At 72.1% G+C, this 24,206-nt stretch carries 21 protein-coding genes and 1 pseudogene; 10 read left to right on the forward strand and 12 right to left on the reverse strand.

What is annotated here, in order from left to right; all coding sequences use genetic code 11:
- Positions 1–108 precede the first annotated feature (108 nt).
- Entirely contained in the window at positions 109–735 is a 627-nt protein-coding gene (locus H613_RS26845) for a TetR/AcrR family transcriptional regulator (protein WP_051393389.1), read from the reverse strand.
- Between the two features lie 194 nt (positions 736–929).
- On the opposite strand from H613_RS26845, the gene H613_RS31465 reads away from it, so the two are divergent.
- Entirely contained in the window at positions 930–1,664 is a 735-nt protein-coding gene (locus tag H613_RS31465) for a DUF4440 domain-containing protein (protein WP_169732009.1), read from the forward strand.
- Positions 1,665–1,881: 217 nt separating this feature from the next.
- On the opposite strand, the gene H613_RS0115250 is transcribed toward H613_RS31465, so the two are convergent.
- Positions 1,882–2,511 (reverse strand): shikimate kinase, encoded by a 630-nt coding sequence (locus tag H613_RS0115250; RefSeq protein ID WP_026924485.1) that lies wholly within the window; start codon positions 2,509–2,511, stop codon positions 1,882–1,884.
- Between the two features lie 70 nt (positions 2,512–2,581).
- Entirely contained in the window at positions 2,582–3,742 is a 1,161-nt protein-coding gene (locus tag H613_RS0115255) for a pyridoxal phosphate-dependent aminotransferase (RefSeq protein WP_026924486.1), read from the reverse strand.
- 18 nt (positions 3,743–3,760) lie between these two features.
- Here H613_RS0115255 and H613_RS30960 point away from each other — a divergent pair, with 18 nt between their 5' ends.
- The gene (locus H613_RS30960; protein ID WP_156926057.1) at positions 3,761–3,928 is read left to right on the forward strand and encodes a hypothetical protein; all 168 of its coding nucleotides are present in this window, start codon (positions 3,761–3,763) and stop codon (positions 3,926–3,928) included.
- Here the strand turns inward: H613_RS30960 and H613_RS0115265 are convergent.
- Together H613_RS0115265 and H613_RS0115270 are read right to left on the reverse strand one after the other, a co-directional pair.
- On the reverse strand, positions 3,925–5,526 hold the full coding sequence (locus H613_RS0115265; protein WP_051393391.1) for a multicopper oxidase family protein: 1,602 nt from the start codon (positions 5,524–5,526) through the stop codon (positions 3,925–3,927). The genes H613_RS30960 and H613_RS0115265 overlap by 4 nt on opposite strands.
- Positions 5,519–5,956 carry a hypothetical protein gene (locus H613_RS0115270; RefSeq protein ID WP_035738239.1) on the reverse strand — a complete coding sequence of 146 codons (438 nt, stop codon included), beginning with the start codon at positions 5,954–5,956 and terminating at the stop codon, positions 5,519–5,521. Before H613_RS0115270 ends, H613_RS0115265 begins: the two co-directional genes overlap by 8 nt.
- Before the next feature lie 109 nt (positions 5,957–6,065).
- On the opposite strand from H613_RS0115270, the gene H613_RS0115275 reads away from it, so the two are divergent.
- From H613_RS0115275 to H613_RS0115290, 4 genes and pseudogenes are all read left to right on the forward strand, one after another.
- Positions 6,066–6,965 (forward strand): LysR family transcriptional regulator, encoded by a 900-nt coding sequence (locus H613_RS0115275; protein ID WP_211234844.1) that lies wholly within the window; start codon positions 6,066–6,068, stop codon positions 6,963–6,965.
- Between the two features lie 235 nt (positions 6,966–7,200).
- A pseudogene (locus H613_RS32640) lies at positions 7,201–7,908 on the forward strand (phosphotransferase); the annotation flags it as partial.
- A 309-nt stretch (positions 7,909–8,217) separates the two neighbouring features.
- The gene (locus tag H613_RS32645; protein ID WP_026924498.1) at positions 8,218–8,625 is read left to right on the forward strand and encodes a YciI family protein; all 408 of its coding nucleotides are present in this window, start codon (positions 8,218–8,220) and stop codon (positions 8,623–8,625) included.
- 8 nt (positions 8,626–8,633) lie between these two features.
- Positions 8,634–9,776, forward strand: coding sequence for an RNA polymerase sigma factor (locus H613_RS0115290; protein ID WP_026924490.1), 1,143 nt, complete (start codon positions 8,634–8,636; stop codon positions 9,774–9,776).
- 2 nt (positions 9,777–9,778) lie between these two features.
- Here the strand turns inward: H613_RS0115290 and H613_RS26865 are convergent, their stop codons facing one another.
- Positions 9,779–10,483, reverse strand: a complete 705-nt coding sequence (locus H613_RS26865) for a TetR/AcrR family transcriptional regulator (protein WP_084546662.1) — start codon at positions 10,481–10,483, stop codon at positions 9,779–9,781.
- 102 nt (positions 10,484–10,585) lie between these two features.
- Here H613_RS26865 and H613_RS0115300 point away from each other — a divergent pair, with 102 nt between their 5' ends.
- Both H613_RS0115300 and H613_RS26870 read left to right on the forward strand, forming a co-directional pair.
- Positions 10,586–11,755, forward strand: coding sequence for an FAD-dependent monooxygenase (locus tag H613_RS0115300; protein WP_026924491.1), 1,170 nt, complete (start codon positions 10,586–10,588; stop codon positions 11,753–11,755).
- Between the two features lie 192 nt (positions 11,756–11,947).
- Complete coding sequence (locus H613_RS26870) at positions 11,948–14,179, forward strand: alpha-L-rhamnosidase (RefSeq protein ID WP_051393392.1); 2,232 nt, start codon at positions 11,948–11,950, stop codon at positions 14,177–14,179.
- Here the strand turns inward: H613_RS26870 and H613_RS0115310 are convergent.
- The 4 genes from H613_RS0115310 to H613_RS26880 form a co-directional block, all read right to left on the reverse strand.
- Positions 14,176–15,069 (reverse strand): helix-turn-helix transcriptional regulator, encoded by an 894-nt coding sequence (locus tag H613_RS0115310; protein WP_026924492.1) that lies wholly within the window; start codon positions 15,067–15,069, stop codon positions 14,176–14,178. The genes H613_RS26870 and H613_RS0115310 overlap by 4 nt on opposite strands.
- Positions 15,070–15,133: 64 nt before the next feature.
- Positions 15,134–16,156, reverse strand: a complete 1,023-nt coding sequence (locus tag H613_RS0115315) for a zinc-dependent alcohol dehydrogenase family protein (protein ID WP_026924493.1) — start codon at positions 16,154–16,156, stop codon at positions 15,134–15,136.
- 196 nt (positions 16,157–16,352) lie between these two features.
- On the reverse strand, positions 16,353–18,863 hold the full coding sequence (locus H613_RS26875) for an ATP-dependent Clp protease ATP-binding subunit (protein WP_035738240.1): 2,511 nt from the start codon (positions 18,861–18,863) through the stop codon (positions 16,353–16,355).
- Positions 18,864–18,996: 133 nt separating this feature from the next.
- Positions 18,997–20,010: an erythromycin esterase family protein gene (locus H613_RS26880; RefSeq protein ID WP_084546663.1), complete on the reverse strand. Its 1,014-nt coding sequence runs from the start codon at positions 20,008–20,010 to the stop codon at positions 18,997–18,999.
- An 80-nt stretch (positions 20,011–20,090) separates the two neighbouring features.
- Here H613_RS26880 and H613_RS0115330 point away from each other — a divergent pair, with 80 nt between their 5' ends.
- Positions 20,091–20,795, forward strand: a complete 705-nt coding sequence (locus H613_RS0115330) for a TioE family transcriptional regulator (protein WP_026924494.1) — start codon at positions 20,091–20,093, stop codon at positions 20,793–20,795.
- A 45-nt stretch (positions 20,796–20,840) separates the two neighbouring features.
- On the opposite strand, the gene H613_RS0115335 is transcribed toward H613_RS0115330, so the two are convergent.
- Together H613_RS0115335 and H613_RS0115340 are read right to left on the reverse strand one after the other, a co-directional pair.
- Positions 20,841–22,139: a ricin-type beta-trefoil lectin domain protein gene (locus H613_RS0115335; RefSeq protein ID WP_051393394.1), complete on the reverse strand. Its 1,299-nt coding sequence runs from the start codon at positions 22,137–22,139 to the stop codon at positions 20,841–20,843.
- Positions 22,140–22,316: 177 nt separating this feature from the next.
- Entirely contained in the window at positions 22,317–23,126 is an 810-nt protein-coding gene (locus H613_RS0115340; RefSeq protein WP_051393397.1) for a nucleotidyltransferase domain-containing protein, read from the reverse strand.
- A gap of 181 nt (positions 23,127–23,307) precedes the next feature.
- Between H613_RS0115340 and H613_RS0115345 the strand changes: the two genes are divergently transcribed.
- Positions 23,308–23,610 carry a hypothetical protein gene (locus tag H613_RS0115345; RefSeq protein ID WP_026924497.1) on the forward strand — a complete coding sequence of 101 codons (303 nt, stop codon included), beginning with the start codon at positions 23,308–23,310 and terminating at the stop codon, positions 23,608–23,610.
- Positions 23,611–24,206: the final 596 nt, after the last annotated feature.

Below are 24,206 nucleotides of genomic sequence, written 5' to 3' on the forward strand. Positions count from 1 at the left end.
TTCCTCCTCCTGGAGCGACGGGGGCGCCGCGTCCCCGGCGGGCGGCGCGACCGCCCCCAGTCTCCAGCAAGCGCTCTCAGGCCTGCGGGCGGGGGCGGCCCCGCCGATCTACCCGGCCCCGATGCCCGCTTCGAGCTGGTCGAGCGCGCGTTCGCCCTCCGCCATGACGGCGGCCGCGATCTCGGCCACCGGCCGGTCGGCGATGGCGAGCCGGTGCACGATCCGCTGCATGGTCCGCGTGACGCCGATCATGGCGTTCGCGATCACCCACGCCTGGTCCGGCGTCACCGCCGGACCGCGCTCGGCCGCGACCAGCTCGGCGACGCTCTCGGTGCACCGGTCGAAGTCCCGGCGCACCCGCAGCCGCAGCGCCGCGCTGTCGGCGATCACCCGGGCGTGGCGGGCGATGGCCCGCACCGGCGCCTGGTCGGGCTGGGCGAGCGCGCCCCGGGTGTGGAGCGTGAACTCCCTGAACGCCCGGACGAGCGGCTGGTGCGCCGGGCGCGAGGCCAGGGCGTCGACGAGCGCCCTCTCGAAGTCCCCGCTGCCGCCGAGGACGAGGTCCTCCTTGGTCGGGAAGTAGTTGTAGACCGTCCCGGGGGAGACCTCGGCCGCGTGCGCCACGTCGACGATGCGGACGGCGTCGTAGCCGCGCTCGGTGAACAGGTCGAGGGCCGCGGCGACGATGCGCTCTCGCCGGGCCTGCTTCTGACGGTGGCGTAGGCCGGTGTCCATGGCGTCGATTCTACAAAATCTTGCAGTGACTTCAAATATGGAGTTACTATATTTGTTGCGCGCCCGCGGCCGACCGCGAGGCGGGGCCCCGAAATCGGGTTCCCCGCCGGGAATCGCGTCGGCGGCCGGGTGCCTCGCAGACACAAGCATTCCCGTCCGACCGATCAGATCGACGTCATAGAAAGGCCTTCGTCATGGACACCATCAACCGAGCTGACCTGGCGGAAGCGATCGAGTCCGGCACCGTCGTGGTCGTCGACGCGCTGCCCGCCAGACCGTACGAGAACCGGCACCTTCCCGGCGCCCGCAACCTGACCATCGAGGAGCTCGCCGACGCGGACCGGGTGCTCCCGGACAAGGACGCCAGGATCGTCACCTACTCCACCGACGCCGCCTGCACCCGCGGCCCCGAACTGGCCGAGGCGCTCACCGCCGCCGGATACACCGGCGTCAGCAACTACGCCGAGGGGATCGCCGGATGGGCCGACGCGGGCATGCCCCTCGAATCCGGTGCCGCGAGCGCCGCCTCGGGTGACGAGGCCGCGGTCCAAGGCGCCGTCCGGCGCTGGGCCGAGATGGAACGCGCCCAGGACGCCGACGGCCTCGAAGAACTGCTGACGGAGTCTTTCACCGGCATCGGACCGGTCGGGTTCGTGCTGGACGGTCCGCAGTGGGCGGGGCGCCACCGCGACGGCGGACTGGTCAACCACGAGCTCGACATCGCCGACGTCGACGTCGTCACCGAAGGCGACGTCGCGATCGCGCACGTCGTCGAGACACAGCGCGCCACCGCGCGCGGCCACGAGAGCAACGGCTCCTTCCGGGTCGGCCTCGTTCTCGTCCGGCGCGACACCGGCTGGAAGATCGCCCGGATCCAGTTCTCCGGCCCCATGATCCAGCCCGGGCAGGCGCCGCCGCAGCCCCGGTGACCTGACACCTCCGCAACGGACACCCGCCGCCGCGGCGGGGCCCTCCCGGCCCGCGCCGACAGGGCCCCGCCGCGCTCGTCGTGGAGGAGTCGACGATCAGGGCCCACGTCGAGCGCATCCTGACGAGACTCGGCCTGCGCGACCGCATCCATGCCGTCGTCCTCGCCTACCAGACCGGTGCGATCGAACCCTCCCGCCGCCCCGTCGGCGGTGAGCCTCAGAGCCCGAACAGCTCGCTCACCCGGCGAACCGAGTCCTCCTCGGTCATGGCGGTGTCCACCTCGACGGCCGCCAGCCCCAGCCGCCGCGTCTCCCGCCGCGTGCGGTCGACGAAGAGCCGGTCCCGCTCGGCGATGTTCCGCCCCGCCCGCTCGGGATCGCCAGTGCGGTGGAGGAACCCGCTGCCGGGCGTGGCGCGGCCGTTGACGGCGTCCGAGCGGAACCGCTGCGTGGGCAGCAGCCACACGGCCCGGCTCGGGTCCGCCAGCAGGGGCCCGACCAGGGCTGGGAGGAGCCGGAACCCCTCGGCGATGACGCGCGTGCCCTCGGGCAGGGCGAGCAGGTCCTCGACGATGAGGCCGAAGCCCTCGCCGCGGAACCAGTGGAAGGTCTCGAACATGACCTCCGGCGAGCGGCGCACCCACCGCTCGTCCATGCTCATGGCGATGAACTCGTGCAGGTACGGCGCCTGCTCGGGAGTGGTGCGACCGGCGTGGTCCGACATCACCGCGTCGGTGTCGTACAGATGCAGGCCGTGCTCGGCGGCGAGGCGGGCGGCGACCGTGGACTTGCCCGCGCCGCTGCCGCCGCCGATCCAGAGGACGTGCCGCAGACGCGACCGAAGCACCGCGGCCTCAGGGCTCGTCTCATGCTGCCGCAATGGCGACCGACCTCCGCACATGTGGTCTGCTGGGGCCTCAGAGCCTACCGAGCCGGTCGACGGCCTCGCGGAGCACCGCTTCCCGCTTGCAGAAGGCGAAGCGGACCTGCGTCCGTCCGGCGTCCGGGCTGTCGTAGAACACCGCGTTCGGCACGGCGACGACGCCGCAGCGCTCGGGCAGGCCGCGGCAGAAGGCGAAGCCGTCCCGCTCGCCCAGCGGGGCGATGTCGGTGGTGACGAAGTAGGTGCCCTGCGGCTCGTAGACCTCGAACCCGGCGGCCGCGAGCCCGGCGGCCAGGAGGTCGCGCTTGGCGCGCAGGTCGTCCCGGCACCCGGTGAAGTAGGCGTCGGGCAGGCGCAGCGCCTCGGCGACGGCGTACTGGAAGGGCCCGCCGCTGACATAGGTCAGGAACTGCTTGGCCGTGCGCACGGCGGCGACGAGCTCGGCGGCGGCGGTCAGCCAGCCGACCTTCCAGCCGGTGAAGGAGAAGGTCTTGCCCGCCGAGGAGATCGCGACCGTGCGCTCCCGCATGCCGGGCAGGGAGCTCAGCGGGACGTGCTCGCCGTCGAAGACGAGGTGCTCGTAGACCTCGTCGGTGACCACCAGGAGGTCGCGGGCGACGGCGAGCTCGGCGATGGCGGCCAGCTCGTCGCGGGTGAGGACCATGCCGGTCGGGTTGTGCGGGGAATTGAGCAGCAGCAACCGCGTGCGCGGCGTGACGGCGTCGCGGAGCGCGTCGAGGTCGGGCCGGAAGTCGGGGGCGCGCAGCGTGAGCGGCACGCGGGTGGCCCCGGCCATGGCGATGCAGGCGGCGTAGGAGTCGTAGAACGGCTCGAAGGCGATGACCTCGTCGCCGGGCTCGAGGAGGGCGAGCATGGACGCGGCGATCGCCTCGGTGGCGCCCGCGGTCACCAGGACCTCGCTGTCAGGGTCGAAGGACAGGCCGTACCAGTGCCGCTGGTGCTCGGCGACGGCCTCGCGCAGTTCGGGGACGCCGGAGCCGGGCGGGTACTGGTTGCCGCGGCCGTCCCGGACGGCGCGCGCGGCGGCCTCGGCGACCTCGACCGGACCGTCGGTGTCGGGAAAGCCCTGGCCGAGGTTGATCGCGCCGGTGCGCACGGCCAGGGCCGACATCTCGGCGAAGATCGTGGTGCTGAACCCCTCCAGCCTCCGGTTCAACAGTGGCCTGTCCCGCATGCCCTCATCCTTCCCGCGTTGGAAGACCCATCTTGCCCGGCGGCCGAGCGCCCGATGCGGCGGCGGGGCCGTCCGGCCGAGACCGGCGCCATGAACCGGTTTCCCGCCCCGCCGGTCGGTTTCCCCGCCACGGCCGCCACCGCGGCGGCCGTGGCGTTCGCCGACCGGGTCGCGGGGCGCCGCTAGACGATCTCGAGATTGGCCATCATGCCCATGTCCTCGTGTTCGGCGTTGTGGCAGTGGAAGAGGAAGCGGCCGCGGTACCCCTCGAAGCGGGTGATGATCTCCACCGCCTCGCCCGGCCGCAGGGCCACGGTGTCCTTGAGGCCCGCGTCGTGGGGCAGCGGCTCCCCGCCGCGGCGCGACAGCACCCGGAAGCCGACCAGGTGCAGGTGGACGGGATGGTGCACGTCCGCGATGAGCCGCCACACCTCGACGTCGCCGAGGCCGGTGGTCACATCGGCGCGGGCCGGATCGAACGGGAGCCCGTCGATCAGCCAGCCGTGGCCCTCGCCCATCCGCCCGGCGCGGAACGTGAGGTCGCGGACCCGGACGGCGTCCTCGCGGCGCCAGGAGGGCAGGTCGGTGGCGAGCGTGTCCGGAACGCGGCTGTCGTCGGCGGCGCGGCGGGCGACGCGGAAGGCCATCACCTCGCCGGTCCGCCCCGAGCCGAGCCGGTTGAGGAGCCTGACGCGGCCGCCGACCGGCACGCCGGAGAAGTCGACGACCACGTCGTACCGCTCGGCCGGGGCGATCGGCAGGGACCGGTGCGTGACCGGCGCGGCGAGCAGGCCCTGGTCGGCGCCCACCTGGACGAGGTCGAGACCGCGCCCCTCGTCGTCGACCGCCTCGAGCTCGTAGTGCCTGGCGTTGGAGGCGTTCAGGATGCGCAGGCGGTACCGTGCGGCGTCGACCTCGCAGACCGGCCACGGGGCGCCGTTGACGAGGACGACGTCGCCGAGGACTCCCGCCAGATAGGGCTCGCTGACGCCCGGCCGCTCCCGCAGCGTGGGGTCGAGGGACGGGTAGTCGAGGCCGCCGTCGGCGGTGAACGCGTGGTCGGCGATCATCAGCGGCAGCTCGCGCGGCCCCGCGGGCAGGCCGAGGGCGTCCTCGGCCTCGTCGCGGACGAGGTGGAGCCCGGCCAGGCCGCGCCAGATCGCCGGGGCGGTGAAGTCCATCCGGTGGTCGTGGTACCACAGCAGCGTCGCGCGCTGGTCCATCGGGAAGGCGTAGTCCCGCGTCAGCTCGGTCACCACCGCCCGCGGGTCGTCCATGCCGTGCGCGCTGTGCGCGGTGGCGTCCCGCCAGCCCTCGGGCAGGACGAGGTCGGTCGGGTAGCCGTCGGAATCGGCCGGAGTCCGTCCACCGTGGAGGTGCACGACGGACGGCACGGGAAGCTCGTTGCGGTGGGCCACCTCGACCGGCCGTCCGCGCCGGGACTCGATCGTCGGGCCCGGGAAGGTGCCCTCGTACGTCCACATCGGGGTGTCGATGCCGGGCAGGACCTCCACGCTCGCCTCCCTCTGGGTGATCGCGTACCGGTCGACGCCACCCGAGGTGTCGACCGGTTCGAGCACGGCGGGAATGGGCAGCGGCACCCGGAACGGCGGCGGCAGCGGCACGGCGCTGTGCAGTTGGGCGCCGGTCATGGGAGGGCGGCGGGCCAGCACGGCCGCGGTCGACAACCCGGTGACCGCCGTCAGTCCGAGCGCCCCGCCGATGCCCAGCATCCGCCGCCTGCTCATGCCGCGGACGGACCGGCCCTTGTCGCGCTCACGCATCGCGGACCTCCCCGTTCGCGCGCGCACGCCGTGAAAGCGGCTGTCGCCACACGGCGATGAACTGCACGACCAGTGCCGCGACGGTCATCACGCCCAGCGGGAGGTGCAGCCACAGCGCGCCTTCCATCCCGGCGAAGTACTGCACCGTCTCGGCCGCCACCACCGCCATCGTGGCCGCGAACGGCCAGGCCCGGCGCAGCCGCACCCAGACGGCGATCGCCGCGACCACCTGCGCGTAGCCGATGTAGGTGACCGCGTCGGCGCCGATCGTGTGCCAGCGCAGGCTGTCGAAGTCGCCGCTCAGGTACGTCCCGGCGAACACCGGCTGCCCGGCGATCGCCACCATGTGCGCGCTGACGACGGCCCGGAACACCCACCCGATCGGTCTCGTCCCATGCGCGGCAGTGGATTCCAGACTGCTGGTGACCATGAGGCCCCTCCTCGCTCTGATGCCTCCATGTGCGAACGCGATCGAGACTATGCTTCATGGGTTATCTTGTCTAAGATCAATATCGCTATGATGTTATGCACGTGGAGGCATGATGGAGTTGAACTCGCTCAAGCAGTTCCTGGTGGTGGCGCGATTGGAGCACCTCAGCCGGGCGGCCGAGGAACTCTACGTCGCCCAGCCGTCGCTGAGCCGCACCATCGCCCGCCTGGAGGGCGAACTGGGCGCGCCGCTGTTCGATCGGAGCGGCCGCCTCCGGCTGAACGACGCGGGCAGGCGCTTTCGCGACCACGTCGAACGCGCCCTCGGCGAGCTCGAGGCCGGACGGCGTGCCGTCGCCGAGACCACCGGCGACGGCCTGGGGACCGTGCGACTGGCGTCGGAGACCTTCCTGACCCTCACCGACCCGCTGGCGGCCTACAAGCGCGCCCACCCCTCCGCCGAGATCGAGCTCCACTGGTCCCTGGCCGAGGACATGGCCCGCCTCCTGCGGTCCCAGGACGTCGACCTGTGCGTCACCTCGCAGCCGATCCGCGCCGAAGGCCTGGAGTCGGTGCGGCTGTTCGACGAGGCCGTGGGGGTGGGCGTGCCGCTCGACCACCCGTTCGCGGGCCGCGAGTCGGTGAGCATCGAGGAGCTCGCGGACCAGCCCCTCATCACCGCCCGCAAGGGACACTGGATACGCCGGTTGCTCGATCGGCTCTTCGCCGCCAGGGAGCTGACGCCGAAGATCGTCTGCGAAAGCGACGAGCCCAGCGCCATCGCGAGCCTGATCGGCGCGGGGATCGGCATCGGCCTCGTCCCCGCCTTCGCCCGCCGCATCACCATGGACCTCCCCGCCACCTGGGCCGCCGTCGACAGCCCCGACTGCCGTCGCAGCGTCACCCTGCACTGGGGCGCGGGCAGCCGCCTGTCGGCCGCCGCCCGACTGATGCGCACCACGATCGCCGACTGGGACTGGACCGCCGGAGGACTCCCCGAACAACGCTGACGCCCAGCGCCGAGCCGCAACCCGCTTGCGCCTCGCCGCCTCGTCGGTTAGCTTCCGGAGGTGACTGAGACACCCGAGCCGGAGTTCCCGTATCCCACCGCGCCGGCCGATCTCGAGACGCTGACCGCCCGCTACGAGCTCGGCGCCGTGCACGAGACCCGCTACCTGCCCGGCGGCAGGATGAACCGGAACTGGCGTCTCGACTGCGAGCGCGGCCGCTTCGCGCTGCGGCAGGATGAACCGGAACTGGCGCCTCGACTGCGACCGCGGCCGCTTCGCGCTCAAGCACCTCACCGATCGCGACATGGCCGCGGTCCGCCGCAACCTGGGCGTGCTCGACCGCCTCGCCGCCGCGGGCGTCCCGGTCGCCGCGCCCGTCGCCACCGCCTCCGGCGAGCTGGTCTGCGAGATCGGCGGCAACGCCTACTACCTGTGCGAATGGGTCGAGGGCGTCCACCCCGGACCGGACATGACACTCGCGCAGGCCGAGCACATGGGCGCCGTGATCGGCCGCATCCACCGGGCCCTCGCCGATCCCGCCCTCGGCCTTCCCGCGCCGCGGTCGGGTCCCGCCAAGGTCAACGATCCCGAAGCGGCCCTGGCCGAGACCGAGCGGTTCCTCAAGCTCGCCGCCGCGGGCTCGGACGCCTTCGACCGCGCCGCCGTCCCGGTCCTGCGCCGCCGCCTCGACCTCATCGCCGCCCACGCCCGCCTCCGTCCCGAGACGACCGCCGTGGTCGGGCCGCAGGGCTGGACCCACGGCGACTGCCAGGACTGGAACCTCATCTGGGCCGATGGACGCATCGGCGCGGTGATCGACTGGGACCGCATCGGCGTCCGCCCCTACGCCGAAGAGCTGGTGCGGGCCGCCACCTGGCAGTTCTACGGACCCGACGGCCGGATCGACCTTGACAAGGCCGCATCGCTCCTGGCCGGGTACCGGTCGGTGCGCCCGATCGACCGCGAGGCGCTGGCCGACGCCGCGCGCCGCCGCTGGTGGAAGATGCTGTCCCACTGCTGGCACCTGGTCTTCCACTACGACCGCGCCGACCGGTTCTGCGATGATCTGTTCTTCGGCGACGAGCGCATGATCACCTGGTGGACGGCGAACCTGGAGGCCGTCGAAGCGACGTTCGGAAAGAATTTATCGAATTTCTCGAATCATCGCCGTGCCGGATGTCGAGAATGCGGTGCCCGCTCCGTCCCAGGGGCACGAGCGGCCGCACGGACCGCACGACGAAGAAGGAGAACCATCATGAAGTACCTGCTCTTGAAGCACTACCGCGGCGCTCCGGCCTCGGTCAACGACGTGCCGATGGACCGGTGGACCCCCGAGGAGATCTCGGCCCACATGCAGTACATGAGCGACTTCGCGACCCGGCTCGAAGGGACCGGCGAGTTCGTCGACGGCCAGGCGCTCGCGCCCGAGGGGACGTTCGTCCGGTACGACGGCGAGGGCCGCCCGCCGGTCACCGACGGCCCGTTCGCCGAGACCAAGGACCTCATCGCCGGGTGGATGGTGATCGACGTCGACAGCTACGACCGCGCCGTCGAACTTGCCGGGGAGCTCTCGGCCGCGCCCGGGGCGGGCGGGAGGCCGATCCACGAATGGCTGGAGCTGCGCCCGTTCCTGACCGAGCGGCCCGCCACCACGGAGTGACCTCACCGATGGACGAAGTCCTGCTCCGGAGCCTGGCTCCGAGCGTGCTCGGCATTCTCGTCCGCCGCGGAGCCGATTTCGCGGCGGCCGAGGACGCCGTGCAGGACGCGCTGGTCGAGGCGGTCCGCGTCTGGCCGGACGATCCGCCGCGGGACGCGAAGGGCTGGCTGGTCACCGTGGCCTGGCGCCGGTTCCTCGACGCGGCCCGCGCCGACGCCGCCCGCCGCCGACGCGAGGACCTGGTCGACGAGGAGCCGGAGCCCGGACCCGCGTCCGGAGCGGACGACACGCTCCGGCTCTACTTCCTGTGCGCTCACCCCTCGCTGACGCCGTCGTCGGCGGTCGCCCTCACGCTGCGCGCCGTCGGCGGGCTGACCACGCGCCAGATCGCCCGGGCCTACCTCGTGCCCGAGGCGACCATGGCGCAGCGCATCAGCCGCGCCAAGCGCACCGTCTCCGGCGTGCGGTTCGACCGGCCCGGCGACGTCGCCACCGTGCTGCGCGTCCTCTACCTGGTCTTCAACGAGGGCTACTCCGGCGAGGTCGACCTCGCCGCCGAGGCCATTCGGCTCACTCGCCAGCTCGCCGCCCGGGTCGACCACCCCGAGGTCGCCGGGCTGCTCGCCCTCATGCTGCTCCACCACGCCAGGAGGGACGCCCGGACCGCGCCCGACGGGAGCCTCGTGCCGCTCGCCGAGCAGGACCGCGGCCGGTGGGACACGTCGCTGATCGCCGAGGGCGTCGCGATCCTGCAGGCGGCCCTGGCCCGCGACCGGCTGGGGGAGTTCCAGGCGCAGGCCGCCATCGCGGCGCTCCACGCCGACGCCTTCACCGCCGAGGAGACCGACTGGGTGCAGATCGTCGAGTGGTACGACGAGCTGGTGCGCCTGAACGACAGCCCGGTCGTCCGGCTGGGCCGGGCGGTGGCCGTCGGCGAGGCCGACGGGCCGCGCGCGGGCCTGGCGGCGCTCGCGGAGCTGGACGAGGCGCTGCCCCGCCGCACCGCGGCACTGGCGTACTTCCACGAGCGCGACGGCGACCTGGATGCGGCGGCGCGGCTGTACGCCGAGGCGGCCCGGAAGGCCTCGAACCTCGCCGAGCGCGACCACCTGACGCGGCAGGCCGCCCGCCTCAACAACCGCCGCCGCTGAGCTCAGCTCTCAGGGCCGCCCCGGCCGCGGTTCTCAGAGCCGCCGAGTCCCCAACCCTCAGAGCCGCCGAGTCCGCGGTTCTCAGGGCCGCCGAGTCCCCAACCCTCAGAGCCGCCGAGTCCGCGGTGGAGGAGCGCGGTGAGCGTGTCGATGACGGTCTGGTCGTCGAAGTCGCGGTCCTTGGCCGAGTTGACCGCGTAGCTGAGCATCGAGATCATCCCGCCGATGGCGGCGGCGACCAGCTCGGGGTCGCCGGGCAGCTCTTTTCCCTGCTCGGCGCTGTATTCGAGGTGCCTGCGGAAGACGTCGGTGTCCGCGGCGAGGTCGTTCCAGGCCCGGCCGCTGCCCGGCTCGGCGGCGATCATGGACTGGAAGAGCGCGGAGACGACCGGCGCGTGCTCCCGCATCACGGTCCATCCGACCTCGATGTGCTGTCGCAGCTGCGCCCGGTCGGTCAGGTCGTGCTCGCGGGGGTGGACCGTGGTGTCCACGAGCTCGTCGGCGCGGTCCTCCATGCCCTGGAGCATGGCCATGAGCAGCTCGTCCTTGCTCGCGAAGTGCTCGTAGAACGAGCCGGTCGACCGCCCGGCCTCCTTGGTGATGTCGGTGATCTTGGTGTTGAGGTAGCCGCGCTCGCCGAACAACCGCCGGGCGGCGTCGAGCAGCGCGGCCCTGGTCTCGGCCGCTCTGGCCTTCCGTATGCCCACGGTCACCTCACCTTTCCGGATCAGGGGGTTGACACCGTGCCAGTGTACCGAACATAATTTCACTGAACATAGATTCACTGAACGTATATTCAGGGAGTGAGCATGCGAATCATCGTCATCGGCGGCGGCGTCGCCGGAGCGGCGTCGGCACTGGCGCTGCGCAGCGTCGGAGCCGAGGTCACCGTCTACGAGGCCTACCGGGACCCCGCCGGGGACGTCGGCTCGTTCCTGAGCCTGGCCGCCAACGGACTGCGCGGCCTGGAACTCCTCGGCTGCCTCGGCGCCGTGCAGCGGGCGGGCGTCGACGTGCCCCGCCAGCGCATGTGGTCGGCAGGCGGCCACCTCATCGGCGACGTCGCCCGGGGGCGGCGCGCCGAGGACGACCTCCACTCGGTCACGCTGCTGCGCGGCCGCCTGGTCGAGGCGCTGCGGGAAGCGGCGGCCGCGGCCGGAGCCGAGTTCCGGCTCGGGGAGCGGCTGACCGCGGCGTCCCAGGACGCCGACGCGGCCGCCGTCGAGTTCGCGAGCGGGCGGCGCGACAGCGCCGACCTGGTCGTGGGGGCCGACGGCATCTGGTCGGTGATGCGCGGCGCCGTCGACGCCGGTGCGCCCCGGCCCGAGTACGCCGGGCTCTACACGGTCTCGGGGATCGCCGAAGGCGTCGCGGTCGAGCCCGGCGCGTTCAACATGACCTTCGGCAGGAACGGCGCGTTCATCCACCTGGCCGCCGAGGACGGCGAGGTCTGGTGGGCGGCCCAGATCGCCGAGCCGGTCGAGCCCGACCGGGACGGGCTGAGCGACGAGGCATGGCTGCGCCGCACCGCGGGGCTGTACCGGGGCGAGGCCGAGGCGTCGCGGATCATCGCGTCGACCGTGCGGCTGCACCGGCCGGCGGTCCACCACGTGCTCGACGAGGTCACGACCTGGCATCGCGGCCGGATCGTCCTGGTCGGCGACGCGGCCCACCCGGTGGGCGCCGGCCAGGGCGCGTCGATGGCGATCGAGGACGCGATCGCCCTGGCCGAGGCGGTCCGGACCGGGGCGGACCTGGGTTCGGCCCTGGACGCCTATGCGGCGCAGCGGAAGCCGAGGATCAAGAGACTGCTGGGCACGGACGAGGACCACCGGAACAGGAAGCGGGCGGGCCCGGTCAAGCGCCGGCTGTCGGCGGTGATGATGCGGATCTTCGTCCCGCTGTTCTATGAGAAGGCGACCGGCTGGCTCTACGACTACCGGCCCGTCCTCGAAACCCGGAGCTCCGCCGCGCGGTAGGCCGCCGTCGCGACGCGTGCGGCACGGCCCTCGGTATCCTCGTATGGCAATCGCTTGCTACCGGTCATGCCAAGGCTCGCCACCCATCGGCACGGTGAACGAGCGGCGCATGACCGGAGACGAGCGCCACCCGCGGACCGCCGCCGACGGCGGCCCCGCGGGACGATGACCCCGATGCCATCAGGAGCAGCAATGGAACCGAACTGGCAGGCACAGTTCATCGCACCGTCCTTCGCCCTCGAACCCGCCGGTCCCGCACCGTACTTCCGCCGCGAGTTCACCGTCGACGAGCGGCCGGAGCGGGCGACGCTGCACGTCACCGCCCTCGGCGTCGTCGAGCCGCACCTCAACGGCGCCCGCGTCGGCGACGAAGTGCTCGCCCCCGGCTGGACCTCCTACCACCACCGCCTCCCCGTCAGCGTCCACGACGTCACCGAGCAGATCCTCACGGGCGCCAACGCGGTCGGCGCCGTCGTCGGCGAAGGCTGGGCGGTCGGCGAGGTCGGCTACTCCCGCCAACGCGAATACTGGGCCGACCGGCCCGCCCTGTTCCTGCGCCTGTCGCTCGAATACCCCGACCGCACCGAGGTCATCGGCACGGGCACGGACTTCACCTGCGCGACCGGCGCCGTCCTCGCGCACAGCCTGTTCCACGGCGAGACCCACGACGCGCGACGCGAACCCGGCGGCTGGGACCTCCCCGGGTTCGACGACGGCTCCTGGACCGCGGCCGAACCCGTGGACTGGGACCTCGACACCCTGTTCGTCCGCACCGCCGAACCGATCCGGCGCACCGCCGAGCTCGCACCGGCCGCGATCACGACCAGCCCCTCGGGCCGCACCATCGTCGACTTCGGGCAGAACCTCTCCGGACGGGTGCGCCTGCGCGTCGACGGCTCGCCCGGTGAGACCGTGACCGTCCGCCACGCCGAGATCCTCACCGGCGGCGAACTCGACACCCGATCGCTGCGCTCGGTGGCGGCCACCGACCGCTACCGCATGCGCGGGGACGGCCCCGAGGAATGGGAGCCCCGCTTCACCGTCCACGGCTTCCGCTACGCCGAGATCGAGGGCCCCTTCGAGACGGCCACCGCCGTCGCCGTCCACAGCGACATGCCCCGCACCGGCTGGTTCGAGGCCTCGAACGAGCTGCTCAACCGGCTGCACGCCAACACGGTCTGGTCGATGCGCGGCAACTTCGTCGGGCTGCCGACCGACTGTCCGCAGCGCGACGAGCGGCTCGGCTGGACCGGCGACATCAACGCCTTCGGCCCCACCGCGGTGTTCCTGTACGACACGCGCGGCGTCCTCGGCTCCTGGCTCGCCGACGTCGCCGCCGAGCAGCGGGAGCAGGGCTTCGTCCCGAAATTCGTTCCGTACCTGGAGTCGTACCCGTCGCCGAGCACCGCACTGTGGAGCGACGTGGTCGTCAGCCTCCCCTGGGCCATGTACCGCGAATACGGCGACAGCGCGATCCTGCGCGACGCCTACCCGTCGATGACCGCGTTCATCCGCGACACCGCCGAGACGCTGAACGCCGACGGCCTGCGCGACAGCGGCTTCCAGTACGGCGACTGGCTCGACCCCGACGCGCCCGGGGACGACCCGGCGGGCGGGAAGGCCGACCGGTACCTCGTCGCCAACGCCTACCTCGCGCGGACCGCGCGGGAGGCGGCGCAGATCGCGGCGATCCTCGGAGAGCAAGCCGACGCCGACGAGTTCGGGGCGCTCGCCGACCGCGTCCGCACCGCCTTCCGCCGCGCGTACCTCACCGAAGACGGGGCCCTGTCCGAGGAGAGCGCCGCCGCCTACGCGCTGGCGCTCTCCTTCGGCCTGTTCGAACCCGACGAGCGGCAGCGGGCCGGCGAACGGCTGGCGTCGCTGGTCGCCGACGCCGGATACACGATCTCCACCGGCTTCGCGGGCACGCCGTGGGTGCTCCCGGCGCTGTCGGACACCGGGCAGCTGGAGGCGGCCTACCGGCTGCTGCTCCAGACCGAGTGCCCGTCCTTCCTCTACCCGATCGCCCAGGGCGCCACGACGATCTGGGAGCGGTGGGACGCGATCCGCCCGGACGGGACGATGCACCCGGCGGCGATGACCTCGTTCAACCACTACGCGCTCGGCGCGGCCGTGGACTGGCTGCACCGCACCGTCGGCGGCCTCAGCCCGATCGAACCGGGCTACCGCCGCATGCGGATCGCCCCGAAGCCCGGCGGCGATCTCACAAGCGCCGACCTGCGGCTGTGCACCGTCCACGGTGACGTCCGGGTCTCCTGGCGCCTCGACGGCGGCCAGGTCTCGATCGAGGCGACCGTCCCGGAGGGCACCGAGGCGGTGGTGGAACTGCCGCTGAACGGCGGGACCGAGGAGGTCGCCGCAGGACGCCACTCCTGGTCCTACGCGGCCGCCCAACCCGCTTAAGCCCGGTCGGCGGCACTCGCCCCGCGGCCCGGCTCACGCCGGCGCGGTTCGGCCTCGCGGGTCGCGGCCCAGGCTTCGAGGAGGGCGCACTTCTCGGCGGCCTCGGTGCCGGGCGGGGCGCTGTAGGTGATGACCTGCAGGCCGGTCTCGCCCGGCATCTCGAACACGTCGAAGGCGAGCTCCATGATGCCGACTTCGGGATGGCGGAAGGACTTCACGCCGGTGCGGTGCTGGTGCACGTCGTGGTCGGCCCAGTCGGCGCGGAACAGGGGACTGCGCGTCGAGAGCTCGCCGATCAGCGCGGTCAGCTCCTGGTTGAGCGGGTCGCGCCCGGCGTCGGCGCGCATGATCGCCGCGATGGTGCGGCGGGTGAGGGGCCAGTCGACGTAGTAGTCGCGGGCGCGCGGGTCCAGGAAGGTGAACCGCGCGACGTTCGGGGTCTCGCCGGTCTCGAAGTGCGGGGCGTACAGGGCCCGGCCCATGAGGTTCGCGGCGACGATGTCCTGGTTGGCGTTGCGCACGATCGCGGGCACCGACAGGTGGTCCAGGACGCGCCGCACCGAGGTCCGCACCGACTGCTTGACCGGCTCGCGGTGCCGCGCCGAGAAGGCCGGGCCGGTGCGGGCCAGGTCGAACAGGTACTCGCGTTCGGCGTCGTTGAGCCGGAGCGCGCGGGCGACCGCGTCCAGCACGCTCTCGGAGGCGCCGCGGATGTTGCCGCGCTCCAAGCGGGTGTAGTAGTCGAGGCTGATGTTGGCCAGCAGCGCGACCTCTTCGCGGCGCAGGCCGGGCACGCGCCGCTCCCCGATGTCGGGCAGGCCCGCCTGCTCGGGCGTGATGTTCGCGCGGCGGGAGGTCAGGAACTCCCGCACCTCGTCCTTCGTGCTCATGTCTTCAACGGTAGAGCCGTTCGGGGCCCGCTGGGAGGCCCCGTCGGAACCTCCCAGCGGCTCCTCAGACGGTGAGGAGCACTTTGACGGCGCGGCGCTCGTCCATGGCCCGGTAGCCCTCGGCGGCCCGTTCGAGGGGCAGGGTGAGGTCGAAGACCTTGCCCGGGTCGATCTCGCGGCGCCAGATCAGGTCGATCAGCTCGGGCAGGAACCGCCGCACCGGCGCGGGGCCGCCGTGCAGGTGCACGCCGGAGAAGAACAGCTCCCCGCCGGGGAGCTGGACGTCGTGGGTGAGCCCGACGAAACCGATGTGCCCGCCGGGGCGCGTGGAACGGATGGCCTGCGTCATCGACTCCTGGGTGCCGACCGCCTCGATCACCGAGTGCGCGCCGAGGCCGTTCGTGAGTTCCTTGACGCGGGCCACGCCCGCGTCGCCGCGCTCTTCGACGATGTCGGTCGCCCCGTACTCGCGGGCGAGCGCCTGGCGGTCGGCGTGGCGGGACATGGCGATGATCCGCTCGGCGCCGAGCCGCCTCGCGGCCAGGACGCCCATGAGGCCGACGGCCCCGTCGCCGACGACCGCGACGGTCTTGCCCGGCCCCGCCGCGGCGGCCTCGGCGGCGAACCAGCCGGTGCCGAGCACGTCCGAGGCCGCGAGCAGGCTCGGGATCAGGTCCTCGTCGGGCCGCCCGGGCGTGGCGACGAGCGTCCCGTCCGCGTAGGGGATCCGGGCCCGCTCGGACTGGGTCCCGATGTCCCTCGACACGAAGCCGGCGTTGACGCAGTGGGACTGGTACCCGGCCCGGCAGATCTCGCAGGTGTTGTCGGAGGTGACGAACGAGCCGACGACGAAGTCGCCGACCTCGATGGTGGACACCGCGTCCCCGACCCGCTCGACGACGCCGACGTACTCATGCCCCATCGGCTGGGACTCCACCGGGTCCTCGCCCCGGTAGGACCACAGGTCCGACCCGCAGATGCAGGTCGCCGCGAGCCGGATGACCGCGTCCGTGGGCTCGACGATCTCGGGCTCCGGACGGTCGTCGACCGCCACCTCGCCCGGCTTGACCATGACAACGGCGCGCATGGCCGCTCCTTTCCTCTTCCCCGTGCGGTGCGCCGTGCCCGATCGGCGACGGCGTGTTCGTGACCATCGAACACCCGCGGCATCGAGACTGGGAGGCCCCGACAGGGCCACCCAGCCGGTCGTGGACCGAACGAGGCCGAAGAAGACCGCTCAGGCGCCGTGACCGTCGGCGGGCCCGGAGCCCGCCGACCGGCGCTCACACCGCGGCGGCGTGGGCGTCCGCGGCGTGGAAGGCCAGCGAGCCGCCCTCGCGGTCGACGGTCACGCGCTGCCCCGGGCTCAGCTGCCCGTGCAGCAGCATGACGGACAGCTGGTTGTCGACCTCCCGCTGGATGGTGCGGCGCATCGGCCGCGCCCCGAACTCGGGTTCATAGCCGTGCTCGGTGATCCATTCCACCGCACCGGGAGTGAACTCGACCTCGATGTCCTGGGCGTGCAGCCTGCGGCGGGTCTCCTCCAGCAGCAGGGCGGTGACCTGGCGGAGCTGGTCGGTGCCCAGCGGCCCGAAGATGATGATGTCGTCGATCCGGTTGAGGAACTCCGGGCGGAAGTGCTCCCGCAGCCGGGGCATCAGCCGGTCCTGCACCGAGTCGCCCTCCTGCCCCTCCGGGGAGGAGGTGAAGCCCACCGGTCCCGAGCGGAGCAGGTCCGAGCCCAGGTTGCTGGTCATGATGAGCACGGTGTTCTTGAAGTTCACGGTCCGGCCCTGCGCGTCGGTGAGCCGGCCGTCGTCGAGGACCTGCAGCAGGGCGTTGAACACGTCCGGGTGCGCCTTCTCGATCTCGTCGAGCAGCACCACCGAGTACGGCTGGCGGCGCACCTGCTCGGTGAGCTGCCCGGCCTCCTCGTACCCGACGTAGCCGGGAGGGGCGCCGATGAGCCGGCTGACGGTGTGCCGCTCCTGGTACTCGCTCATGTCGACGCGGATCATCCGGTTCGCGTCGCCGAACAGCGCCTCGGCCAGCGCCTTGGCCAGCTCGGTCTTGCCCACCCCGGTGGGCCCCAGGAACAGGAAGCTGCCGACCGGGCGGTTCGGGTCGCCCAGCCCCGCGCGCGAGCGGCGCACGGCCTCGGCCACCGCCTGCACCGCCCGCTCCTGCCCGATGATGCGCTCGTGCAGGTGCTCCTCCAGGCCCAGCAGCCGGTGCTTCTCCTCCTCGGTCAGCTGGCTGGCCGGGATGCCGGTCGAGCGGGCGACGATCTCGGCGATGCCCTCCTCGTCCACCACGGGGAAGGTGCCCCGCTGCCCGTCGCCCCGGACCCGGTCGATCTGCTCGCGCACCGAGGCGATCTCGTCGCGCAGCGAGGAGGCCCGCTCGTACTGCTCGTCGGACACGGCCTGGTCCTTGTCCCGGATCAGCTGCTCCAGCCGCTGCTCGAGGTCGCGGCTCTCGCTGTCGGGCCTGCGGCTGTGCAGGCGGACGCGGGCCCCGGCCTGGTCGATCAGGTCGATCGCCTTGTCGGGGAGGAAGCGGTCGGTGATGTAGCGGTCGGCCAGCTCGGCGGCGGCGACGAGCGCCTCGTCGGTGAAGCGCACCTGGTGGTGCGCCTCGTAGCGGTCGCGCAGGCCGCGCAGGATCGCGATCGTGTCCTCGACGGAGGGCTCGGGGGTCAGGATCGGCTGGAACCGCCGCTCCAGCGCCGGGTCCTGCTCGATGTGCTTGCGGTACTCGTCGAGCGTGGTCGCCCCGATGGCGTGCAGTTCGCCGCGCGCCAGCGCGGGCTTGAGGATGTTGCCAGCCCCGGCCGCGCCCTCGGAGGCCCCGGCGGTGACGATGGTGTGCAGCTCATCGATGAAGATGATGAGCTCCTCGCCGTGGTCGCGGATCTCCTCCAGGATCTTCTGGATCCGCTCCTCGAAGTCGCCGCGGTAGCGGGTCCCGGCGACCACGCCGGTGAGGTCGAGCTGCACGACGCGCCGCCCGGCCAGGGTGTCGGGCACGTCGCCGTCGACCATGCGCTGCGCGATGCCCTCGACGATCGCGGTCTTGCCGACCCCGGCCTCGCCGATGAGCACCGGGTTGTTCTTGGTGCGGCGGGAGAGCACCTCGAGGGTCTGCTCGATCTCGCTGTCGCGGCCGATGACGGGGTCGATCTTGCCGGTGCGGGCCAGCTCGGTGAGGTCGCGGCCGAACTGGTCCAGCGTCGGCGTGGTGCTGGCCTGCTGCTGCTCCGACGGCTGCGTCCGGCCGGATGCGGCGGACTGCAGGGACTGCGGGGAGATGTGGTGGGCGCCGAGCATCCGGCCCGCCTCGGACTCCTGGTTCGCGGTCAGTGCCAGCAGCAGGTGCTCGGGGCCGATGTAGGACGAGCCGAGCGCCTGGGAGATCTGGTGGGCGTCGAGCAGCGCGCGCTTGGCGGCCGGGGTGAGCGCGGGCGGCTGGTCCCGCTCCGCTCCCCGCGAGGCCCGCTGGGCGATCTCGCCCGCCAGCGCCTCGGGGTCGGCTCCCGCCTTGGCCAGCAGCTGCCGCGTCGGCTCGACCTGGGTGGCGGCCCACAGCAGGTGCTCGGCGTCGAGGTCGGGGCTGCCCCACTCCATGGTCTGCCGGATGGCGGCGGCCAGGAGTTCGCGGGCCTGGTCGCTCATGAGCGTGGTGATGTCCACCCGGCGCGCCGGGCGCTGGGGCCCCTGCGGGCCGAAGAACCGCGCGAGGAACTCGTCGAGCGGGCTGTGTTCGAATCCGCCCCGGCCAAAGAAGTCGGTCATCGGTCCCTCCACGGTCGTCGAAGCGCCGCCCGGCAGGATCGCCGGCGACGGTCCACGGCGTTCCCGATCGGCGCGCGCCGAAACCCCGGTTTCGGAGGAACCACGGCCGGACGGCGCCGAGCCGGTCGGTGCCCTAGCCGACGTGCAGGACCGCGTCGGCTCCCTCCGAAGCGGCCGGGTCGGCCGCCGTCAGAACCCAAGCGGCGCGGGCGCCCGGCGCTTCGCCGCGACCCGGTCGGCCTGCGACGAAGGCGTACCGCTCTCCCAGCAGGGACGCGACGATGGCGCCCGTGCCGTGCCAGGTGATCTCCCCCTGCCATAGGCGCATGCGGCTCGGGTGCAACTGGAGGTGGACGTTGTGGGCGGAGACCAGGGTCGGACCCCGGCCGCGCTCGACGTCGCGGATGTCGAGGAGGTTTCGGGCCATGAGCGCGTCGCGGACGGCGCTCAGGCGCTCCCACCTGTCGCGGTCCTCGATGTGCTGCGCGGCCTGCCGGTGGTAGCGCAGCAGGCCCAGGCCGGAGGTGAGATGGGTCTCGGCCCGGCGCCAGTCGGCGAGCGAGGTCGCCGCGATCAGTTCGGGCGCGCGGGCGTAGAGCCAGGTGAGCATGTCGTCGGCGGCCACCCGCAGCTGCCCGGCCTCGTCGGTGTCGCCCGGCGACTCGGCCGGGTCGGTGACCGCTTCGGTGCGGCTCCACCGCTCGTCGTCGCCGACGAGACCGGCGATGTCGAGATCGAGCCCCAGGTAGTCGCGGGCGTATTCGAGGTCGGCGCGAGGGCTGGCACCGGTGAACTCCAGCGGGGCGTCGAGGCCGTGGAAGGACAGCCGTTCGGCCGCAGGCCGGTCCTCGTTGTACTCGCGCATCCAGGCGACCAGCGCCCTGTTGGCCTCGAAGGCGCCGAACCCGTGCGAGAAGCCCTCGCTCATCGCCGTGTCGAGCGTGCCGGTGCCCTCCCTGACGAAGTCGTCCACGGCGAGCGCGGCCACCCGGTCGCTCTCGAGCGCGAACGACCGAAAGCCGCGCTCGACCAGGCGGGCGAACACCTCGTTGCGGGCCCGCCCGAAGGCCGCGTCCCCGTGCGTCGGCTCGCCGAGCCCGACCAGCTCGTGCGAGTCGGTGATGAATTCCAGAATGCCCTGAGTCATGGCCTCGAACATATCGTTGAAATCTCGGTTGAGACTTGTCCGGGATCCGACCTCCAGAGTGTGCGATAAAGTCTCAACCGATGGTGAACCTGCGGCCTTCGGAACTCGCGCGGGAGCACGGCCTGTCGACCCAGGCGGTCCGCAATTACGAGCGCGACGGCTTCATCCCGCCCGCCGAGCGCACCCCCAGCGGCTACCGGATCTACACCGAAGTCCACGCGGCGGCGCTCCGCGCCTTCCTCGCGCTCGTCCGGGCTTACGGGCACGCGACCGGCGGCGAGATCATGCACGCCCTCGGCGACGGCGATCTCGACGGCGTCCTGATGGTCATCGACCGCGGCCACGAGCAGCTGCTGCGCGACCGGAGCACCCTCGAATCGGTGAAGGCGGCGGTCGACCGCCTGACGGCCGAGCCCGTCCCGAGCCGATCGGCCGGCCCCGCCCCCTACACCACCGGCGAACTCGCGCACCGGCTCCGACTCACCCCGGCGACCCTGCGCAACTGGGAGGCGGCCGGCATCCTCGTCCCCGAACGGGACCGGGCCACCGGATACCGCCGCTTCGGCGCCGACGACGTCAGAGACGCCGAGCTCGCCCACCTCCTCAGGCGCGGCGGCTACCCGCTGGGCCACATAGCGACCGTGGTCCAGCAGATCCGGACGGCGGGCGGCACCGAGGCGCTGTCCCGTGCCCTGGAGGACTGGCAGCGCAAGCTGACCGAGCGGGGCCTCGCCATGCTCGAGGCGGCCGGCCACCTCGGCCGCTACCTGAACGCGCTCGATTGACCGCTCAAGCCCCCAGGGTCTGAGCGGTCGATCGTCCGGGCCTCCTCAGGCCCGGTGCCACTTCTGGTTCTCGGTGCCCGCGCAGGTCCAGATCTGGAGCTGCGTGCCGTCGGCCGAGTTCCAGTCGGTCACGTCGAGGCACTTGTCGGCCTGCGGGTTCACCAGGTCGTTCGCCCCGGTGTAGACCCACTGCTGGGCCCCGGTGCCGTTGCACGTCCACAGCTGCACCTTCGCGCCGTCGGCGGTCGAGCCGCCGGAGACGTCGAGGCACTTGCCGAGGGCGCGGACGGTGCCGTCGCCGTTGAAGGTCCACTGCTGCGCGGCCGTCCCGTTGCAGGTGTAGAGCTGCACGGGTGTGCCGTCGGCGGTGCCCGAGGAGCGGACATCGACGCACTTTCCGGCCAGGCCGGTGATGGCTCCACCGGTCGAGCCGCCGCCGCTGCCGGAGTAGACGCGCACGTAATCGACCTTGAGCTGCTGCGGGAACTGGGTGGTCTGGTCGGGGTAGCCGGGCCAGTTGCCGCCGACGGCGAGGTTCATGATCATGAAGAACGGGTGGTCGAACACCCATTCGTTGCCGCCTATGTCGGCGGGCGTCAGGTGCGAGTAGACATTGCCGTCGACCGACCAGGTGATGGAGTCGGGCGCCCAGTCGACGGCGAAGACGTGGAAGGCGTCGGCGAACTGCTGGCCGCCCGGGAGGGTGTAGCCGTTGCCGATGCCCCCGGCGCCGGAGTAGCCGGGGCCGTGGACGGTGCCGTGGACGGTGCCCGGCTCGCTGCCGATGTTCTCCATGATGTCGATCTCGCCGCTCTGCGGCCAGCCGACCTGGCCGAGATCGTCGCCCAGCATCCAGAACGCCGGCCAGATGCCCTGGCCGCGGGGGATCTGCATGCGGGCCTCGAAGCGGCCGTACTGCTGGGTGAAGGTCTGCGAGGTGAGCAGGCGGGCCGAGGTGTACTCGCATGTCCCGTACCAGCACTGGTAGCCGGCGGGGTTCTCCCTGCGGGCGGTGATGACCAGGTTGCCGTTGCCGTCGTGGGCGGAGTTGGCGGTGCTGTCGGTGTAGTACTCGTGCTCGGCGTTGCCCCAGCCGCCTCCACCGATGTCGTAGCGCCACTTGGACGGGTCGGGCGCCGTGCCCGCGGGGGCGTTGAACTCGTCGCTCCAGATCAGTTGCTGCTGGACGGTGACCTCCGGTTCGGCATTGGCCGTGGTGAGCGATGTCAGGCCCACCGCGGCGGCGGCGATCGCCGCGCAGCCCAGGGCCAGAAGGCGAAATGATCTTCGGGGTGGTCTCACGGTCGGGTCCTCTCGTGGCAGTGAGACGAGAGCGCCCTCCATCAGTGACTTCCGCACTGCTCCCACGAGGAGAGCGCTCTCTCTTAACTGTCTTTCCTTTTTACCATTTTCCATAGATATATGTCAATGCTCAAGGGAATGCCTGTTCGCTCCCGAACGGTGGCATCGCGAGACTTGAGGGCCGCTGCGCGCAAACCCCACGCGGCCATTCGCCCGGCTTCAGAAACCGTGGTGCCGCTGCCAGTGGCGCCGGTGCGCGTCGATCGACCAGGCCGAGATCCGCTCCAGGTCCGGTTCGGCGGGCAGTACGGTGCCACCCGCGTCCAGCCGATCCGCCAAGCGGCCGCGCACGGCCCGGATCTGATCGAGAGCCTCGTCGACGGTGGCGACGCCGCCGGTCTTCACGCGCCGCACGTGCTCGCGTTCGGCCTCGGGCATGGGGAGGGTCAGCCGGGCGTGCTCGGCGAGCTCAAGGCCCTGGTAGGCCAGGCGGAGCGCGTGCGAGGCGTATTTGACGTCGTAGCCGTACCGCTCGACCAGCTCGGGCCGGTTCGGGACCCCGTTCTGCCCGCCGCGTCCGAGCATGCGGTCGAGCTGGCCGTCGAGATAGCCGACGAACCGCCGTGCCGCCCGCTGCGACAGGAACGCCTCTGCCAGTTCGCGCAGCTCGGTGCCGAACTCGGTGAGCGCGTACACCGACTCGGTGGGCGCGAACAGGGGCAGCAGCACCGTCGGGTTCCCCGCGCAGGCCAGGCGGAGATATTTGCGCAGCGAGTACATGACCAGGTCGGTGTCGCCGTGGCCCGAACGGTGGCCTTCGGGCTGCGTGCGCCACACGTAGTGGTCCATCGGCCCGGCCATGCCGATGACGCATTCGGGCGGTTCGATGAACACCCCCATCTCGTCGTGGTCGTCGGTGCCCGCGACGGCGATGCCGTGCAGGCCCGAGCCGACCTCGGTGCGCAGGATCTCGCCTGCGCGGGCGATCGCGGGATCGCCGTGCTCGGTGCGGTCGAAGGCGTCGGTCATCAGCTCGGGTTCCATTCGCAGGGGAGGGGCATCGGTCAGCGGAGTGCGGCGTCGACGCTAACAAATGCACTGTGGAGCGTCTAACGAATTCGTCGGAAGTCGCCGTGCGCCCGTCCCGGCGAGGCGATTCGATGGGGGATCGGGTTGCGCTCGATGCGCCACCGCTGGGAGCATGGTCGGCATGAGCGGTCATGAGATCCCGATACATCTGTGCTGCCTGCTGCGAGCGCGGCCCGGTATGGATCAGGAGCTCAGTGCCTACGAGGACAAGGTGCTCGCGCTCGTTCCCGAGCACGGCGGACAGCTGCTGTCACGCGTGATCGGCGACGGGACGGAAGGGCATCCGCACGAGGTCCACGTCTACCGCTTCGCGGGCAAGGCCGCACTCGATTCCTACATGGCCGACCCGAGGCGCCTGGAGCTGGCCGAGGAACGGGACCGGGTGGTCGCGAGCACCGAGCTGTTCCCTGTGGCGATTCGGTGATGCACGCCGATTAACGCGACCCTGCTCGGCGGTGCGTGGGTTGTCGCCGGTGTCGTCGACAGGGAGGCACCGCATGTGGACTGTCCGGGTCTCTGACCGGTTCTTGTACTCGCCCGCTTGCTTGTACTGGTCGGGCAGCCTTTGCATGCGGGCTCGGACGCTGAGCGGCAGCAGCAGCGACGACGGGCAGTGATGGGCGCGGGGGTCGGCTCTCGGCTTTCTGGCGTGACTGCCGGAACCGGTTGCAGGGCTGTGCGGTTCGGGCTTCGGGCAGGCGGCGACAACGGGCAGTGATGGGAGCCGGGCTCCGCTCTCGGCTTTCCGGCGTGGCTGCCCGAACCGGTTCCAGCGCCGCGCGGTTCGGGCTTCAAACAGTCAGCGACAAAGACGAGGCTGGAGGGGGTGGGGTCGGTCGTCGAAGAGGGCGCGCCGTTCCCCAAGGATCCGCAGGCGGACCACGCCATCTCGGGGAGTTGTCCACAGGCCCCCGCATGCCGCTGCCGGGAGTTATCCACAGGCCCAGAAACTTTTCCTTGACCGGTTTTCGGCCCTCTGTCAGGCTGGCGAGGACTTTCGTGGTGTGCAGGACGGCGGCG

Source organism: Glycomyces arizonensis DSM 44726 (assembly GCF_000482705.1).
In the GTDB taxonomy this organism is placed as follows: domain Bacteria; phylum Actinomycetota; class Actinomycetes; order Mycobacteriales; family Micromonosporaceae; genus Glycomyces; species Glycomyces arizonensis.

What these genes read in the sequence shown, in the direction of transcription:
- H613_RS0115315 (WP_026924493.1), bottom strand. Translation starts at nt 16,156, where the DNA reads ATGCGCGCCGTTGTCATGGTCAAGCCGGGCGAGGTGGCGGTCGACGAC.
- H613_RS0115335 (WP_051393394.1), bottom strand. Translation starts at nt 22,139, where the DNA reads ATGGAGGGCGCTCTCGTCTCACTGCCACGAGAGGACCCGACCGTGAGA.
- H613_RS26880 (WP_084546663.1), bottom strand. Translation starts at nt 20,010, where the DNA reads ATGACTCAGGGCATTCTGGAATTCATCACCGACTCGCACGAGCTGGTC.
- H613_RS0115270 (WP_035738239.1), bottom strand. Translation starts at nt 5,956, where the DNA reads ATGGTCACCAGCAGTCTGGAATCCACTGCCGCGCATGGGACGAGACCG.
- H613_RS26870 (WP_051393392.1), top strand. Translation starts at nt 11,948, where the DNA reads ATGGAACCGAACTGGCAGGCACAGTTCATCGCACCGTCCTTCGCCCTC.
- H613_RS0115310 (WP_026924492.1), bottom strand. Translation starts at nt 15,069, where the DNA reads ATGAGCACGAAGGACGAGGTGCGGGAGTTCCTGACCTCCCGCCGCGCG.
- H613_RS0115265 (WP_051393391.1), bottom strand. Translation starts at nt 5,526, where the DNA reads ATGCGTGAGCGCGACAAGGGCCGGTCCGTCCGCGGCATGAGCAGGCGG.
- H613_RS26845 (WP_051393389.1), bottom strand. Translation starts at nt 735, where the DNA reads ATGGACACCGGCCTACGCCACCGTCAGAAGCAGGCCCGGCGAGAGCGC.
- H613_RS0115275 (WP_211234844.1), top strand. Translation starts at nt 6,066, where the DNA reads ATGATGGAGTTGAACTCGCTCAAGCAGTTCCTGGTGGTGGCGCGATTG.
- H613_RS31465 (WP_169732009.1), top strand. Translation starts at nt 930, where the DNA reads ATGGACACCATCAACCGAGCTGACCTGGCGGAAGCGATCGAGTCCGGC.
- H613_RS26875 (WP_035738240.1), bottom strand. Translation starts at nt 18,863, where the DNA reads ATGACCGACTTCTTTGGCCGGGGCGGATTCGAACACAGCCCGCTCGAC.
- H613_RS0115290 (WP_026924490.1), top strand. Translation starts at nt 8,634, where the DNA reads ATGGACGAAGTCCTGCTCCGGAGCCTGGCTCCGAGCGTGCTCGGCATT.
- H613_RS0115300 (WP_026924491.1), top strand. Translation starts at nt 10,586, where the DNA reads ATGCGAATCATCGTCATCGGCGGCGGCGTCGCCGGAGCGGCGTCGGCA.
- H613_RS0115345 (WP_026924497.1), top strand. Translation starts at nt 23,308, where the DNA reads ATGAGCGGTCATGAGATCCCGATACATCTGTGCTGCCTGCTGCGAGCG.
- H613_RS0115255 (WP_026924486.1), bottom strand. Translation starts at nt 3,742, where the DNA reads ATGCGGGACAGGCCACTGTTGAACCGGAGGCTGGAGGGGTTCAGCACC.
- H613_RS0115340 (WP_051393397.1), bottom strand. Translation starts at nt 23,126, where the DNA reads ATGACCGACGCCTTCGACCGCACCGAGCACGGCGATCCCGCGATCGCC.
- H613_RS0115330 (WP_026924494.1), top strand. Translation starts at nt 20,091, where the DNA reads ATGGTGAACCTGCGGCCTTCGGAACTCGCGCGGGAGCACGGCCTGTCG.